Source organism: Bradyrhizobium altum (assembly GCF_020889705.1).
Lineage (GTDB): Bacteria > Pseudomonadota > Alphaproteobacteria > Rhizobiales > Xanthobacteraceae > Bradyrhizobium > Bradyrhizobium altum.
Map to the genome: position 1 here is coordinate 1 of NZ_JACMYP010000214.1, position 15,273 is coordinate 15,273.

Sequence of the window (15,273 nt, forward strand, 5' to 3'; positions counted from 1 at the left end):
TTCAAATCACCGGATTGCGATCTGGTTTCAGGCCGCGCGCATCAATTTGCGGCACGCGAGCAGCAAACTTGACGCAGGCTATTCGAACCACGCGGCATAGATCTTCGCGTAGCTGCCGTCTTCGCGCGCGATATGGAGCCACTGGTCGACGAATGCCTTCAACGCGACGTCGCGCTGCATCCAGTAGGCCTTTTCCGCGAAGTCGAACGGCTTGTCGGGATGCACGGCGCAGAGCACGCCGGGATGTAGCTTCTGCTGATAGCGCGTCTCGGAGGCGTCGGTCATCATCAGGTCGGCGTCACCCTTGGCGATCTCGTCGAAGATTTTGGTGTTGTCGTTGAAGACACGAATGTCGGCGGCCTTCACGTTGGCGCGCGCAAAGCGCTCATTGGTGCCGCCGGGATTGACGATGACGCGGGTGCCGGGCTTGTCGATCTCGGCGATCGTCTCAAACTTGCCCTTGTCGGCGCAGCGTGCGATCGGCGTCTTGCCCTCGCGCATGATCGGCGTCGAGAACAGACCCTTCTTCTGCCGGTCGAAAGTGATGGAGACGCCGCCCATCGCGATGTCGAAATTGTCGACCTCGAAATCCTTCATCATCTGCGGCCACGATGTCGGCACGAACTCGACCTTGACGCCGAGCGCCTTGCCGAGCGATTGCGCCATGTCGACGTCGAAGCCGCGAAACGCCTTCGTCTCCTTGTCGAGCGCCGTGAAGGGCAGGTAGTCGCCGGTCATGCCGACGCGCAGCGTGCCGCGCTTGACGATCTCATCGAGCCGGGACGGCGCCGGCTGCGCGTGCGCGGCAGAAACAAGCAAAGCGAGAGCGAGGCCGGCCAGCGCGCGAAACATCAGATTTCTCCGTCAATTTCGATGACATGTCGCTGCGGAGCATTTAGACCAGATGAGACGATCAGGCCACCCCAGCGGGCGCAACAGTGACCATCTGCTCCACGAAGCATCCGTCGGCGTCTATGTGCCGTATCTGCGCAATCTTTCCGCGCTGCTCGATCATGCCGAAGCCTATGCCAGGGCTCGCACGATCGATCCAGCCGTACTGCTCGAGATGCGGCTTTCCCCGAACATGTACAGCCTTCGCCAGCAGGTCGGGGAGGCGAACCGGCATGTCGTCCTGAGCTGCGCGTTGCTGGCGGGGTGCGCGCCGCCGGTCTTCGGCGACACGGCGCCCGGCATCGCCGGGCCGAAGGCGCGGATTGCCGCCACGATTGATTTTGCACAGGGCCTGCCGCCGGAGGCGATCGACGCCGCCGCCGACCGGGACGTCGTATTCACCTTCCGGAGCGGCGCGAACAGGCCATTCACCGGCAAGTCCCTGATCCTGACCTTCAGCGTGCCGCAGTTCTTCTTCCATGTCGCAACGGCCTACGACATCCTGCGCCATGCCGGCGTCGATCTCGCGAAGAAGGATTTTTGGGACCACCGAGGCCGCCGCTGGGCTAGAGCGTTTTCGAGCGATTCAACCAAAACCGAAACTGCTCTCGGCCTCGTTACGTCTCGTGGCGGTCCCTGCTCGCCTGAAGGGCGGCCGCCGTGCGGCTGACGATCTCGTGCTTGAAATGCTCGAAGCGCCGCCGCGCTTCGGCCTCGCGATCGTCGACGAATTTGATCGCTGCGTCCCTGTCCATCGGGCCGTTGACCAGCGGGGTCGATCCTTCGCCGACGGTCTCGTCGACATAGTATTGGGCGCCGTCCTCGCGCACCGTCCAGCGGAAGCGCAGCGCGGCCATCGGGCCTGGTCCGGACTTGGAATAGCCATTGGCCTCGATCGGTTGGGGCGGCTGGATCGGCTCCGGCTCCGTCACGCTCGGCTCCGGTTCGCTTGGCTCGGTCTCACTCGGCTCAGACTGTTCGACCAGGAGCTCGGGCTCCTCGATCGGCGGCGGCTCAACCGTCGTCGGCTCGGCAGGCGCGGCGTCCATGGACTCCGTCTTGATGGACACGGCCTCGACGGTAACGACCTCGACGGATGTTGGCAGAGGCGGTGGCATCGCTATCGAGACCGGCGGCTCCTCGGCAGGCTCCGGTGCCTTGTCCGCCGTCTTGTCGGACGACTTGGTGTCGGACGACTTGTTATCAGACGGCTTGGACTTCTCGGGAGGCGTCGTCGTCTGATCGAGAATGCTCGCGATTGCGGCGAGCGCATTGTCGGTCGGGTCACTCACGGTTCGGTCTCCCAGGCATGACGCCGGCGGAATCGTGCCGACGCCCTTCCTATCTACCTGATTGGACTGCCCTTTGTCGCGTCCGATTGAGCTAGGCGCAAACCGGCGGACGCCGGTCCTTCCAGGGACGAGCCTGTTCGAGCTGGCCGGCCAGGCGGAACAGCAGTCCTTCCTCGCCAAGCTTGGCCGCGAACATCATGCCGAGCGGAAGACCGGCCTTGTTCCAGGCCAGCGGCACCGACATCGCCGGCTGCCCGGACATGTTGAACATCGAGGTGCCCGGCATGTAGCGGCGCAGCACCGGCGCGATGTGGGTCAGGTCCTCGGACATCGTGTTCAGCTCGCCAATGCGTAGCGGCGGTGCGCACAGCGTCGGGCTGAGGAAGATGTTGCAGCCCTCGAAAAAGGTCGCAAGCCCGCGCGAGATTTGGAACGCCGCAAGCTGCGCGGCGACGTAGTCGGCGGGGGTCATCTTGACCGAGTTCTGGCCGCTGGCGAGCGTCAGCCGCTCGACATCGTCCGAGGTCAGCGTGCGCCCGACGCGCTGTTCGAGCAGGCGGATGGTCAGCGCCGTGTTGCCGCCGACGATTGTCGTCATGACCGCGGCGGGATCGGCGGCAAGCGGCGGTGCGCGCTCCTCGACATGGTGGCCGAGGCCTGCGAGCAGCTTGGCGATGTCGCGAACCGCCGCGGCGATCTCGGGATCTACAGCATCGCCATAGGGCGACTTGTCGGTGAAGCTGATGCGCAGATGGCCGGGATCGCGGCCGACCTCCTGGGAAAACGGCCGCTCCGGCGGCGGCGCGACATAGAGGCTCGACGGCTCCGGACCATGGATCGCATCCATCATGACCGCGCTGTCGCGGACGCTGATGCTCAGGACATGGCCGACGGAGAAACCGCCCCAGCCTTCGCCGCGATCGGGACCGCAGGGGTTGCGGGCACGCGTCGGCTTCATGCCGAACACGCCGGAGGCGGAGGCGGGGATCCGGATCGAGCCGCCGCCGTCGCTGGCATGCGCGACGGGCAGGATGCGCGCGGCGACCGCGGCCCCGGCGCCGCCGGACGAGCCGCCGGAGGAATGGTCGAGATTCCAGGGATTGCGGGTCGGGCCGAACAGGCGGGATTCCGTCGTCGGCATCAGACCGAACTCCGGGCTCGCGCTCTTGCCGAAGATCGCAAGACCCGCGTCGAGGAAACGCTGGGTCAGCGTGCCATTGTGATCGGCAACGAAATCCTTCAGCAGGCTGGCGCCCGACGTGGTGCGGGTGCCCTCGAGAAGGTCGAGATCCTTCAGCAGGAACGGTACGCCGGTGAAGGGGCCATCAGGCAATCCCTTGGCGATCTGGCGCTCGGCGTAGTCGTAGTGCTTGACGACGACCGCGTTGATCTTCGGATCGACGGCGGCGGTGCGCGCAATTGCCTCGTCGAGTAGCTCCTTTGGCGTGACGTCCCTGTTGCGGACGAGCTCGGCGAGACCGACCGCATCGTAGTTGCCGAATTCCTTGAAAGCCATGTGCATGCTCCGCATTCGCCGGGCCGACCTCGCGGGATCGGCCGCGGCGCCAACGAGAAAGGCTGAAAGCTCAGCTGAGGACGTCCTGATTGATCACGTTCTGGCGCAGCGGATTGCCGTCCAGCACGCTCAGGATATTGCGCGCGGTCTGCTCGCTCATGCGATCGACAGCCTCGACCGTCACGCCCGCGACATGCGGCGCCATGATCACATTCGGCAAAGCGTGCAGGGGCTGGCCGACCGGCGGAGGCTCGACCTCGAACACGTCGAGGCCGGCGCCGGCGAGCTTGCCCGACACCAGCGCGTCGTGCAGCGCCTTCTCGTCCACGATGCCGCCGCGCGCGGTGTTGACGAGATAGGCGGTCGGCTTCATCAACCTGATCCGCGCGGCGTTGAACAGGCCAACGGTCTCGGGCGACTTCGGGCAATGGATCGTGACGAAATCCGCCCGCGGCAGCGCCGCTTCGAGGCTCGGCACCGCCTCACAGCCGGCCGCGGTGATCTCGCCGGCCGCCTTGTAGGGATCGTACACCAGCACATTCATTTCCATCGCGAGGCAGCGCTTGGCGGTACGGGTGCCGATGCGGCCGAAGCCGACGATCAGGACCGTCTTGCCGTAGAGATCGAACGGCAGCACCCCGAGCCGGCTCGCCCAGGTGCCATCCTTGACCATCGCGTGCATCTCGTTCGCGCGCTTGGCCAGCGTCAGCATCATGAACAAGGCCTGCTCGGCGACCGACGGTGAGTTCGCGGTGCCTGCGACCATCAGCGGCACCTTGCGGCGCGACAATGCCGGCACGTCGACCGCGTCATAGCCGACGCCGATCCGGGTCACCACCAGCATGCCCTTGGAGGCCTCCAGCTCCGCCTCGCCGAAGCGGGTCGCGCCGAGCGCCACGCCATGGACCGGCGCATGCTGCTCCAGCATCGCCTGGAAGTCCTTGGCCGAGATCAGGTTGGGAAATTCGACGAGTTCTACATCATCCCGTTCATTGAGAAGCACCCGTGCCCCTGGCGACAAAGTCTGGGTGATGAAAATCTTCTTCTTGTTGGTAGCCATTTCCTGCCCTTGAGGTTTCTTGTGCGCCGTCAAAGCACGGCGCCGGTCACCTCGTTTAGCAAATGCATATTGTTGAGGTCCACAGCCAATCGGAGCGGGCTGCCATCCTGCGCGCCGGCATTGGGATTGACCCGGCCGCAGAGCTGGGAGCCCTCGAGCGTGAAGTAGACCAGCGTCTCCATGCCCATCGGCTCGGTGACGTCGAGCACCGCATCGAACGGCTCGATGCCGGGCTCGGCATGCGGCCGCGCCTCCATCACATGCTCGGGCCGGAGCCCCAGCAGCAGCTTGTCGGTGCGGGAGAGGCCCTGGTAGCGGGCGGCGCGCGCCGGCGGCAGCGGGAAGGAGAGGCGGTCGGTCAGCCGCACGTTGAGCTTGCCGCCGACGTCCTCGAGCCGGCACGGCACGAAATTCATCGCGGGCGAGCCGATGAAGCTCGCGACGAACCGGGTCGCCGGCTTGTGATAGAGCTCGTTGGGCGTGCCGATCTGCTCGATCCTGCCGTGGTTCATCACCACCACGCGGTCGGCCAGCGTCATCGCCTCGACCTGGTCGTGGGTGACGTAGACGGTCGTGGTGCAGACCTTCTGGTGCACCTTCTTGATCTCGATCCGCATCTGCACGCGCAGCTTGGCGTCGAGGTTGGACAGCGGCTCGTCGAACAGGAACACCTTCGGATTGCGGACGATCGCGCGTCCCATCGCGACGCGCTGGCGCTGGCCGCCGGAGAGCTGCTTCGGCTTGCGGTCGATCAGATCGGTGATGTCGAGCATCCTGGCGGCTTCCGTCACCCGGCTCTTGATCTCGGCCTTGGGGTAGTGCTTCAGCCGAAGCCCGAACGACATGTTCTCGGCGACGGTCATGTGCGGATACAGCGCATAGTTCTGGAACACCATCGCGATGTCGCGGTCCTTCGGCGGCACGTCGTTGACGACATCGCCGCCGATCATGATATCGCCGTCGGAAATGTCCTCGAGGCCGGCGATCATCCGCAGCGTCGTCGACTTGCCGCAGCCGCTCGGCCCGACCAGCACCACAAACTCATGGTCGGCGATATCGAGGTCGATGCCGCGCACCGCCTCGACCTCGTCGTAACGCTTCACCACCTTGCGCAAACTGACGTCGGCCATGAATCCTACCCTTATCCTACCTTTGTCGCGTTCAGCCCTTTGTCGCACCGGCGGTCAGGCCGGCAATGTAGTAGTCCATCAGGAAGGCGTAGATGATCAGCGGCGGCGCGGCGCCGAGCAGGGCGCCGGTCATGATCTGTCCCCAGTTGAAGACATCGCCCTTGATCAGGGTCGTGATGATGCCGACCGGCAGCACAAGCTGGTCGGTCGAGGTCGTGAACACCAGCGGATAAAGGAACTGGGCCCAGGAGACGGTGAAGGCGAAGATCGTCGCCGCGATCAGGCCGGGCAGGGCGACCGGAATGAAGATCCGCGTCAACGTCTGGAACCAGCTCGCGCCGTCGATAATCGCGGCCTCGTCGAGCTCCTTCGGGATCGAGGCGAAATAGCCGATCATGATCCAGGTGCAGAACGGCACGGTGAGCGTCGGATAGATGAACAGCAGCACGTACCAGCGATTGATGAGCTGAACGCCGGTCCAGTCGCCGATCACGGCGAACATCTTGAACAGCGGGATGAACAGCAGGCTGTCCGGAATGAGATAGGTCAGGAATACACCGGTCGCGAGCGTCGCCGAACCCCAGAACTTCATCCGCGCCAGCGCAAAGGCCGCGGGCACGCTGATCAGCATTGTGATGGTCACGACGATGATCGAGACCCAGGCCGAATTCCAGAAGAAGCGCAGGAACTGGTTCGAGGTCAGCAGCTGGATGTAGTTCTCGAGTGTCGGGTGGTAAACCCACCATGGATTGGTCGCTGCCGAGATCTCCGCGCTGCCCTTCAGCGAGGTGATCAGCATGTAGAGCGGTGGCACCAGCGAGAAGATCGCAAACAGCGTCAGGAAGAAATACGACCAGCGCAGCGCCCAGGTCCGGTCGCGGCTCATGCTGCCGTACTTGACCTTGCGGGTCGGTCCGGACTTGTCGATCGTCACCGTGCTCATCAGGATTCGTTCCCGCGTTTGGTGATGTCGCGCAGGATGAAGATCGCCGCGACCGCGAGGATCGGCACCATGAACAGCGAGACGCTGGCGCCGAGCGGTATGTCGCTGCCCTCGATGCCGACGCGGAACGCCCAGGTCGCAAAGATGTGGGTGTGGTCGAGCGGCCCGCCGGCGGTCAGGATCCGCACGATGTCGAAATTGGCGAAGGTGACGATCAGCGAGAACAGCGTGGTGATCGCGATGATGTTGCGCATCATCGGCAGGGTCACGTACCAGATGCGCTGCCACCAATTGGCGCCGTCGATCGCGGCCGCCTCATAGAGCTGCTCGGGTACTGATTTCAACGCCGCCAGATACATGATCATGAAAAACGGCGCGCCGTACCAGACGTTGACCAGGATCACCGAAAAGCGCGCCCACATCGCGTCGCCGGTCCACGGGATCGGCCCGAGGCCAAAGAACGCAAGCGTGTAGTTGAAGGCGCTGTAGGAGGGGTCGAACAGCCACAGCCAGGCCAGCGTGCTCATGGCCGGCGGGATCACCCATGGCACCAGCAGCATGCCGCGCCATTTGCGCTGCTTGTTGGCGGGGACGTTGTGCACGAAATGCGCGACGATGAAACCGATCAGCGCTTTGAAGACCACCGCCGAGATCGCGAAAATGCAGGATTGCTTGACCACCAGCCAGAAGGTTTCGCGCTTGAACAGGAACTCGAAATTGCCGAAGCCGACGAACTTCGTCATCGCCTTGTTCAGCGTTGCGAGGTGCAGGGAATAGAGCGCCGGATAAATCACCAGCACGGCGATTAGGAGGATCAGCGGCAGCGTCATCAGGAATGCCGACATCGACTTGCGCCGCAGCGCGTTGCGCAGGCCGGCGCGCCTTCGCCCTGTCTGGGCCGCAGCTGTGCGGCTGGATTGGAATGCGACATCAACCATTACGCAGGTCCCTCGCGCGGGTCGGTTGCACGGCTCGCCGGTTCGGCGGTTGGTCTATAAAGACGAGACCCCGCGCGGCCAGCACGATCGGCGGCCGCGCGCGAGCTCGTCCGTTCGTCAGCTTCGCATGAAGCCTTCGCACTCGCCTTCGGCCCAGGCGAGCGTCTTTTCCATGCTTTCACCCTGGTAGTAGCGCAGGCACATCTTGGTCAGGGTGGCCTGGAAGTAGATCTGCTGCGCAACCTTGGGCGGGGCAGGCGAGGCCGCCATCGACAGCGTCTGGTGTTTGAAGGGGTTCGGGTAGTGGTAGAGCGTGCCCTTGGGCGGCCCTACCTCTTCCCAGATCTTCAAGGTCGTGAGCTTTTCGTAGGCCGGCAGGTCGTAGCCGCCGCTCGCGACCACCATCTTCTCGATCGATGCCGGTTGCGACAGATGGGACAGCAGGCTCTTGGCCGCTTCCTTGTTCTTCGAGAACGACCAGATCGACCAGAAGAACGGCAGATAGGGCGCGAAACGTCCCTTGGGTCCGGCCGGGAAGCCGTGGGTCCAGCATTGCTCCGCGACTTGCGGGGCATCGCGCTTGGCGACCGCCCAAGCGCTCGGCGGGTTCATGATCATCGCGCCTTTGCCCGCGACCAGCCACTTGTTGTTGGAGGCATCGTCCCATGCGGCGACATCGGGCGGCAGGAACGCCAGCAGCTTCTTGTAGAATTCGAGCGACTGGCGCACCGCGTCGGTCTTGACCGTGAGGTTGCCCTTGGCGTCGACCAGCTGCGCGCCGAACGAGTTGAAGATCGCGCCGGCAGTGTCGACATTGTCGCTGGTCTCGCCGAGACCGATGCCGAACGGGAAGCCGGCCTTGTGGCAGGCTTCAGCCGCCTTGAGGAAGGTGTCGAGAGTCCAGTTGTCCGCCTTCGGCGGGCTGCCGGCCGGATACATCTCCTGCACGTCGATATTGGCGTACTTCTTCATCAGGTCGATGCGCGAGCAGGGACCCTTGATCTGGCTGCCGACGCTGGCGGGAACACCGAGCCATTTGCCGTCGGCCTGGCCGAGATATTTCACCGTGCCGTTGACGTCGCCGTTCAGTTTGAGGAGCGGGTCCATGATGTCATTGACCGGCTCGAGCAGCTCGGCATTGGCCTGTGGCCACCAGGTCGGCATCTGGAAGATATCGTGACCGGATTTCGCCTGCGCTTCGGCGGCGATGGTCACGATGTTCTTGTTGCCCTGGCTGGTGATGTAGTCGAGCTGGACCTCGACCTTTTCCTTGGCGGCCCATTCGTTGACGAGTTCGGTGGAGGCACTGTTCGCGCCCGGCACCCAATGATCCCAGAAGCCCATCGAGAGCTTTCCGGCTGCGTAGGCGCCACGTACGTAGGGGGCCGTAATGAGCGCCGCCGATGACAGCGCTGTCGCTGCAACGAATTCTCGGCGCGAAAGCTTCTTCCGTGACATGGCATTCCCTCCCTGGTAGCCGACGGACAAAAGACTTTTTGAATCCCGTTGTTGTTTTTGTGCGTCGCGTTCGCGCGACGTCGCGGGATTTCATTCACACTGATCAGAACAGAATTGCCGGCTGCTGTCGAGAAACGAGATGCCTATGCCAAGTAGTACTAACGTTGTGGTCAAATCGCAGGCAGTGTCATCAGCATCACTACAGTCGCCCCGTGGTTTGCCGTGCATCCGGTGATCATGCTGCGACGCACGCGCAGGTTGGCACAGCGATGCTCGCGGACGGTGCGCGGTTGAGCCGCAGGTTTCCGGCCGCCTGACCGAGCCGTGTTCCGTCATGTTGATGGCCGGCGCGACCGATGGACTTGCCGAAGCCGGAAACGATAAACTCCGGATTCGTCGAACCTGCCCGCCGCGCCAGTCCAATCCACCATCGATCACGGAGACCCGATCATGCTCATCCCGGTAGCGAAGCTGCGAGCGCAATGGAGATTGTGCGCCGCGGTTGGGGCCGCCGCCGTCACGCTGCTTGCAGTGCCTCATATGGTCGATGCGCAGATCGTGCAGGGCGTCGAAAACGGCGCGCGCGAAGGCAACAAGGCCGCCGGACCGGTTGGCGGAGTTCTCGGCGGAGCAATCGGCGGCGTCGTCGGGGTGGTAACCGGCGTGACCGGGGTGTTGACCGGCAACAATGCCGGAAACGGAAAGAACGCACAGGCTCCGGCGTCCAGCGACAAGCAGGGCGCCAAGGCCGCCAAATCGGCGAAGGCCGCCGCCAAGGACAAGGGCGCGAAGCAAGCGCCGACCGTGCTGACCCAGGCCGGGGCGCCGCAGCTCACGGCCGAACAGATCGTCGCCAACAGCGACGCCAACATCGAGCGGATCAAGAAGGAGCTCAACCTGACGCCGGAGCAGGAGAAGAATTGGGCCGGCTTCAACAGTGCGATGCACTATCTCGGTCACAATGGCGCCGATCGGCTCAACCTGCGCATTGCCCGCGCGCAGCGCGATCCGCCCGACGACATCATCGAGCAGATGCGCAACGAGGCCCAGTTCCTCAATGACCGCGCAGTCGATCAGCGCGGCGTCGCCGACGCCGCCGAGCCGCTCTATGCGAGCCTCGACGACAAGCAGAAACAAATCTTCATCAACGAAATGGTCCGCCTCAGCCACGAGCGCGGGCTCGACTAGCGCCATTTCCGACGGCGAAGCGGGGACGAATAGCCGGGCCACCAAGCCCTGGGGTAGGTTAAAGGCGCAGCACCCGGCTATTCTGCCGCAGCGGCGCGGCCCGGTTAATTCGTCATTCAATGTTGAAGAAAAACGGACCGGATCGCGCCCGAGTGATGGCCGAGTCAGGGCCTTGTCGGGGACCGTTTTGCTGAGATGAAGGTTTGGCCGGCACATGCGCCGGCCAATTGTTGAGCAGCGGAATAATCGGGCGGAGACCGGTTCAGCTCTTCGGGAAGTTCAGCTCCACGCCGACGCCGTCGGGATCGTACAGGAAGATCTGGGTGTCGCCGGTGCGCGGCACGATCTGCTCACGGAAGCTGACGTTCTTCGCCTGCAGGCGCTTGCGCACGGCGTCGACGTCGGTGGCGGCGAAGGCAATATGATCGAGCCGCCCGGTGTCTTCATATTTCTTCTCGGTGCCGCGCACCACGATGCCGTCGCGCGGTTTGCGGGTGCCCATTAAATGGACAGTGGCCTGGCCGCCGGAATAGAGCCAGTAGCCGGGGAAATCGAGCGGCGGACGATCGCCATTCTCGAGCCCGAGTACATCGCAATAGAACTCCTTGGTGCGCTCGAGGTCCTGTGGCTCGATGGTGTAATGCTGTAGTCCGCCCAATGGCATGGTTCTTCTCCTTGAGAATTGGGATTAGACGAGGCTGAGGTCGGCATCGACGCCGAGCATCCAGGCGCCGACGGTCTCGAAATGGCTGAAGCGGCCCTGCAATTGCTGGGTCACGGTGTGGATGTCGCGGAAGCGCCGCTCCAGCGGATGGCCGTCGAAGATCGCGGTGGCGCCGGCCGTGCTGTAGGCGAAGTCGACGGCTTCCCGTGCCTTGTGGATGGCGTGCGTCGCCGCCATCCGGATGGTCATGCGCTGCGCCACCGTGATGCTGTGGCCGGCAACCAGATCCTGCCAGATATCGGCCATCGACTGCAGCAGGAAGGCGCGGGCGGCGCGTAAATTGACCTCGGCCTGGGCCAGGCCGGACTGCACCACCGCATTGTCGCGCAGCGTCTTCTTCATGCCGCGCGGCACCTTGTTACGAGCGACGTCGACAAAATTGTCCAGTGCGCTGCGGGCAATGCCGCAGGCGACCCCGGCAAACCCGATCTGATAGCAGGTGTGGTTGCTCATCCGGTACAGCGGGCCGCTCTCGCGGCACTCGCGGTCGAATTCGCGGGTGATCGAATGATCGGTGCGGACGAAAACGTCGTTCAGCGCGAACTGGTCGCTCGCGGTGCCGCGCAGCCCGACCGTGCTCCAGATGTCGGTCCACTCGACGTCTTCGGTCCGCACCAGCATGGTGCGCTCGATCTGCTCGCCATTGACGTCGCGGCACGGCGAGCCGTCCGGGGCATAGACCGGGCAGTGGGCGCCGAGCCAGGTGGCGTGCCGCCCGCCTGATGCAAACGACCAGACCCCGGTGACGCGGTAGCCGCCCGCGGACTCGATCGCCCTGACCTTCGGGCTGGGTCCCCAGGCCAGCACGGCGCGCGGGTCGGCAAACACCTCCTGCGCGACCGGCAGATCGAGATAGGCCGCCGACATCGCACAGCCGCCGGCCTGGCTCAGCCACCACGCGGTCGAGGCATCGGCCTTGGCGATGGTCTCGATGACATGGAAGAAGGTGACGGGATCGGTCTCGATCCCCTCCGTCGAGCACGGCAACAGCAGGCGGAACAGCCGCGCCTCATGCAGCCGGTCGAGCAGTTCGGGCGGCAGGCGTCGGGTCGCCTCGATCTCGTCGGAGGCGGCTGCAACCGCGTCCCTGACCGCCTCGGCGCGGGCGATCACGTCGCGATCGCCGGCAAGATCGGCAGAGGGTGCGCTCATGGTCGCCTCCCTCAGGCGCGCCGGATTGTTGCGGAGGCCGCGACGTCAGCCGTCGCGTTGAGCTCCTTGTCGATCTGCTCGATCGACTTGCCCCGGGTCTCGAGCCCGAAGAACAGATAGACGGCGCCCGCCATCAGGAACCAGCAGCCGAGATAGACGAAGGCGGTCGGGATCTGGGTCAGCGGCACATCCGGCTTGAGGTAGTTGTTCGAGCCGACGATCAGGGCAAGCCCGACCGGCCCGATGATCTTGCCGATACCGCCGAAGCCATAGGCCGATCCCATGCCCGTGGTGCGCAGATGCGACGGCCAGACCTCCGCGGCATAGGGGCCGACGATCGCAAAGCCGCCGTCGGCGAAGAAGAACGCGGCGCCGAGCAGCAGCCAGAACGCCGACATGCCAAACAACGTCGCGTCGTAGTGATAGCCGGCAATGATGGTCAGCGCGCCGGCGCCGAAGCCGAGCAGGCCGCCGGCGATGCGCCGTCCCAGCAGTTCCGAAAAGTAGGAGAACGAGATGCGTCCGAGGAAGCCTGTGATGCTGAGCAGGATCATCATTTTGGCGGCCTCCTGCGGCGTGACCTTCAAGAGCAGCACGAACAGCGCGGGCGCCCATAGCGTGATGCCGTAGACACCGGTCTGCGCACCGGCATTGCCGAGCCAGGAGACGATCAGGCTGCGCGGATATTTGAACAGGTCGAACCAGCTTGTCTTGACGATCGGGCCAGCGTCGGCCGCGCTCGGCAATGGCAGCTCAGACGGCGGTACCTGCAGCGCCCAGGCCAGCGACTTGCGGGCTTCGTCATAGCGCCCCTGCCGGCACAGCCAGCGCGGCGACTCCGGAACCCAGAGCCGGACCAGCAGTACCAGGACAGCGGGCAGCACGCCGATCGCAAATAGCAGCCGCCACTGATCGGTGCCCATGATCGCACCCAGAACCGCGCCGAGCCCGACGCCGAGCGGGATCACGCAGGTGACGAGCCCGCCGACCCAGCCGCGCTTGTGCGAGGGCATGAACTCCTGCACCAGCGGCAGGTCGACACAATAAAGGCCACCGACGCCGGTGCCGACGAAGAAGCGCAGGATCGCCAGATAGACCCAGCCATTGTCGGGCGTGAAATAGAGCAGGCCGGTCGCGATCGAAAAGTTCAGGACGGTGCCGATGAAGACGATGCGGCGCCCGACCCGGTCGGCCAGCCAGCCCCACAGATAGGCGCCGAGGATGGCGCCGATGCCGGAACTCATCAGCACGGTGGCCGATTGGCCAAAGGTGAGTTTCCACGGCCCGATCAGGAACGCGAGCACAAAGCCGATCAGAAAGTAGTCGAAGAATTCCAGCGCATCGCCGATGATGGCCGCCGCAAGGATCTTGATCTGGTTGCCGGTCAGAGTCGTCCGGCGATCGAGAATCTCGAACATGGCGCGTCTCCCCATGGCGCCTGTTCGTTGTTGTTGGGAGCGTGCGTCGCGCCAGCGCATCGCCCATAGGCTGAGGCTACCCTCGCGCTGTCGCGAACGGCAAGCCCGCACCGACGCGGGGCTCATCTGCACGGGTGCGATAAGCAATTCGGCTTACTGCTGCGCACAAATCGTGGTGCGAAAGCCTGATGCGGGCCGCGGGAGCCGTTGACTCCTGCAATGCCGATCGCCCACGTTTGCGTGAAGAAAGTTTAGGGGGCAGTCCGGGTGGACGAAAAGCGCAAGCATCCGCGAACCGAGGTCAATGAACCCGGCTATGTCTCGTCGGGCGGTTCGGTCATGCAGTGCACGATCGTGAACATGTCGCCGGAAGGTGCGGCCATCGAGGTCGAGAATCCGGCCTTCGTCCCGCACCGATTCCGCCTGGTGATGGCCCGGGACGCCTCGGTTGTTTATGAGTGCCAGGTGATCTGGAGCAAGAAGACGCGGATTGGAGTGAGTTTCGTGACGACCGCCTGAGCGCGGCAATCTCGTGGGGACGCCATGACCGACCGAGCCAGGGTGGGGTGGTTTCGTTGCTGGAACAGCAGGTGACAGGCCGATGACTCCGGAACCCGCAACGATCTGCCTTGGCTGCTGGCAAAACCTGCACATGCCGATCCCGCTGCGCGGCCCCTTGTCGGCGCCGTTCCGCCTGTTCGGTGTCCGGCCGAGCCGTATGAATCCGAACACCTGCACGATCTGCGAGATGGCCTTCTCGAAGATCATGAAGGCACGCGCCGTGACCATCGACGCCACCATCCTGTTCGCCGATTTGCGCGGCTACACCACACTGACGCAGACCATCGCGCAGGACGGGCTGACATCGCTGCTCGATGCGTTCTACGACGATTGCGCCGCCGCGATCTGGCGCTATGACGGCATTCTCAACAAGACGATCGGCGATGCCGTGTTCGCGATCTTCAATTTTCCGGTGCGGCGGGAGGATCATGCCGTGCAGGCCTTGCTGGCAGCGCGCGACATCCAGCGCCGTTTCCAGGAAAGGCACGACGCCCTGGTGCGGACGATTGGCGCCGGCGATATCGAGCTCGGCATCGGGATCGGGATGGACAGCGGCGACACCAATTTCGGAGAGTTCGGCCAGACCCATCGCGACCTGACTGCGGTCGGCACGGTGGTCAATCGTGCGGCACGCGCCCAGGCGATGGCAAAATCCGGCGAGATCCTGGTCACGACGGCCGTGCGCGACCGAACCCGCGACATGATCACCGCGGCCGGTTCCGCCTATACGCTGAAGGGCTTCGACCAGCCGGTTACGCTGTTTTCTGCCTGAATTGACGCGGCGCAAAAAAGACGGCTCCAGCGCGCCATTGCGCGCCGAAGCCGTCGGGATGGTCGTTTGCCGATTACGAACGTCGCCTCAACGCGGGGCCTACGGCTTCGTTCCCGCCGACACGAAAATTCTTTTGAACCGGGTCAGCGCCACATGCCGCGCATCCGGGCGCCGATGTCGATCGGCGGCACCCGGCTGGCGGAGGAGGCCTGCGCGGCCGCGGCGCGCGG

Annotated in this window: 15 protein-coding genes; 4 read left to right on the forward strand and 11 right to left on the reverse strand. The window is 64.3% G+C overall.

Annotation, left to right across the window (positions count from 1 at the left end):
• Window positions 1-78: 78 nt before the first annotated feature.
• A complete protein-coding gene (locus tag H8B02_RS35395; protein ID WP_376711751.1) occupies window positions 79-852 on the reverse strand; it encodes a transporter substrate-binding domain-containing protein in 774 nt (257 codons plus the stop codon).
• Window positions 853-904: 52 nt separating this feature from the next.
• Here H8B02_RS35395 and H8B02_RS35400 point away from each other — a divergent pair, with 52 nt between their 5' ends.
• Window positions 905-1,561, forward strand: a complete 657-nt coding sequence (locus tag H8B02_RS35400) for a DUF1993 domain-containing protein (RefSeq protein ID WP_312001498.1) — start codon at window positions 905-907, stop codon at window positions 1,559-1,561.
• Here H8B02_RS35400 and H8B02_RS35405 read toward each other — a convergent pair.
• The 7 genes from H8B02_RS35405 to H8B02_RS35435 form a co-directional block, all read right to left on the reverse strand.
• Window positions 1,509-2,183, reverse strand: a complete 675-nt coding sequence (locus H8B02_RS35405; RefSeq protein ID WP_229170479.1) for a hypothetical protein — start codon at window positions 2,181-2,183, stop codon at window positions 1,509-1,511. The genes H8B02_RS35400 and H8B02_RS35405 overlap by 53 nt on opposite strands.
• A 91-nt stretch (window positions 2,184-2,274) precedes the next feature.
• Window positions 2,275-3,699 (reverse strand): amidase, encoded by a 1,425-nt coding sequence (locus tag H8B02_RS35410; RefSeq protein ID WP_229170480.1) that lies wholly within the window; start codon window positions 3,697-3,699, stop codon window positions 2,275-2,277.
• A gap of 70 nt (window positions 3,700-3,769) precedes the next feature.
• Window positions 3,770-4,759 carry a hydroxyacid dehydrogenase gene (locus H8B02_RS35415; protein WP_229170481.1) on the reverse strand — a complete coding sequence of 330 codons (990 nt, stop codon included), beginning with the start codon at window positions 4,757-4,759 and terminating at the stop codon, window positions 3,770-3,772.
• A gap of 29 nt (window positions 4,760-4,788) precedes the next feature.
• Window positions 4,789-5,889, reverse strand: a complete 1,101-nt coding sequence (locus H8B02_RS35420) for an ABC transporter ATP-binding protein (protein WP_229170482.1) — start codon at window positions 5,887-5,889, stop codon at window positions 4,789-4,791.
• A gap of 31 nt (window positions 5,890-5,920) precedes the next feature.
• Window positions 5,921-6,832: a carbohydrate ABC transporter permease gene (locus H8B02_RS35425; RefSeq protein ID WP_229170483.1), complete on the reverse strand. Its 912-nt coding sequence runs from the start codon at window positions 6,830-6,832 to the stop codon at window positions 5,921-5,923.
• Window positions 6,832-7,770 carry a carbohydrate ABC transporter permease gene (locus H8B02_RS35430; RefSeq protein ID WP_229170484.1) on the reverse strand — a complete coding sequence of 313 codons (939 nt, stop codon included), beginning with the start codon at window positions 7,768-7,770 and terminating at the stop codon, window positions 6,832-6,834. The genes H8B02_RS35425 and H8B02_RS35430 overlap by 1 nt, the downstream gene beginning before the upstream one ends.
• A 117-nt stretch (window positions 7,771-7,887) precedes the next feature.
• The gene (locus H8B02_RS35435) at window positions 7,888-9,228 is read right to left on the reverse strand and encodes an ABC transporter substrate-binding protein (RefSeq protein ID WP_229170485.1); all 1,341 of its coding nucleotides are present in this window, start codon (window positions 9,226-9,228) and stop codon (window positions 7,888-7,890) included.
• A gap of 450 nt (window positions 9,229-9,678) precedes the next feature.
• On the opposite strand from H8B02_RS35435, the gene H8B02_RS35440 reads away from it, so the two are divergent.
• Window positions 9,679-10,416, forward strand: coding sequence for a Spy/CpxP family protein refolding chaperone (locus H8B02_RS35440; RefSeq protein ID WP_376711752.1), 738 nt, complete (start codon window positions 9,679-9,681; stop codon window positions 10,414-10,416).
• A 262-nt stretch (window positions 10,417-10,678) separates the two neighbouring features.
• Here H8B02_RS35440 and H8B02_RS35445 read toward each other — a convergent pair whose 3' ends face one another.
• Genes H8B02_RS35445 through H8B02_RS35455 form a run of 3 tightly spaced genes read right to left on the reverse strand, consistent with a single transcriptional unit; the run spans window position 10,679 to window position 13,710 of the window.
• Complete coding sequence (locus tag H8B02_RS35445; RefSeq protein ID WP_229170486.1) at window positions 10,679-11,080, reverse strand: VOC family protein; 402 nt, start codon at window positions 11,078-11,080, stop codon at window positions 10,679-10,681.
• Window positions 11,081-11,104: 24 nt separating this feature from the next.
• The gene (locus tag H8B02_RS35450) at window positions 11,105-12,292 is read right to left on the reverse strand and encodes an acyl-CoA dehydrogenase family protein (RefSeq protein WP_229170487.1); all 1,188 of its coding nucleotides are present in this window, start codon (window positions 12,290-12,292) and stop codon (window positions 11,105-11,107) included.
• Between the two features lie 11 nt (window positions 12,293-12,303).
• A complete protein-coding gene (locus H8B02_RS35455; RefSeq protein ID WP_092114449.1) occupies window positions 12,304-13,710 on the reverse strand; it encodes an MFS transporter in 1,407 nt (468 codons plus the stop codon).
• A 267-nt stretch (window positions 13,711-13,977) separates the two neighbouring features.
• Here H8B02_RS35455 and H8B02_RS35460 point away from each other — a divergent pair, with 267 nt between their 5' ends.
• Together H8B02_RS35460 and H8B02_RS35465 are read left to right on the forward strand one after the other, a co-directional pair.
• On the forward strand, window positions 13,978-14,229 hold the full coding sequence (locus H8B02_RS35460) for a PilZ domain-containing protein (RefSeq protein ID WP_229170488.1): 252 nt from the start codon (window positions 13,978-13,980) through the stop codon (window positions 14,227-14,229).
• 82 nt (window positions 14,230-14,311) lie between these two features.
• Window positions 14,312-15,043: an adenylate/guanylate cyclase domain-containing protein gene (locus H8B02_RS35465; RefSeq protein WP_229170489.1), complete on the forward strand. Its 732-nt coding sequence runs from the start codon at window positions 14,312-14,314 to the stop codon at window positions 15,041-15,043.
• Window positions 15,044-15,273 lie beyond the last annotated feature (230 nt).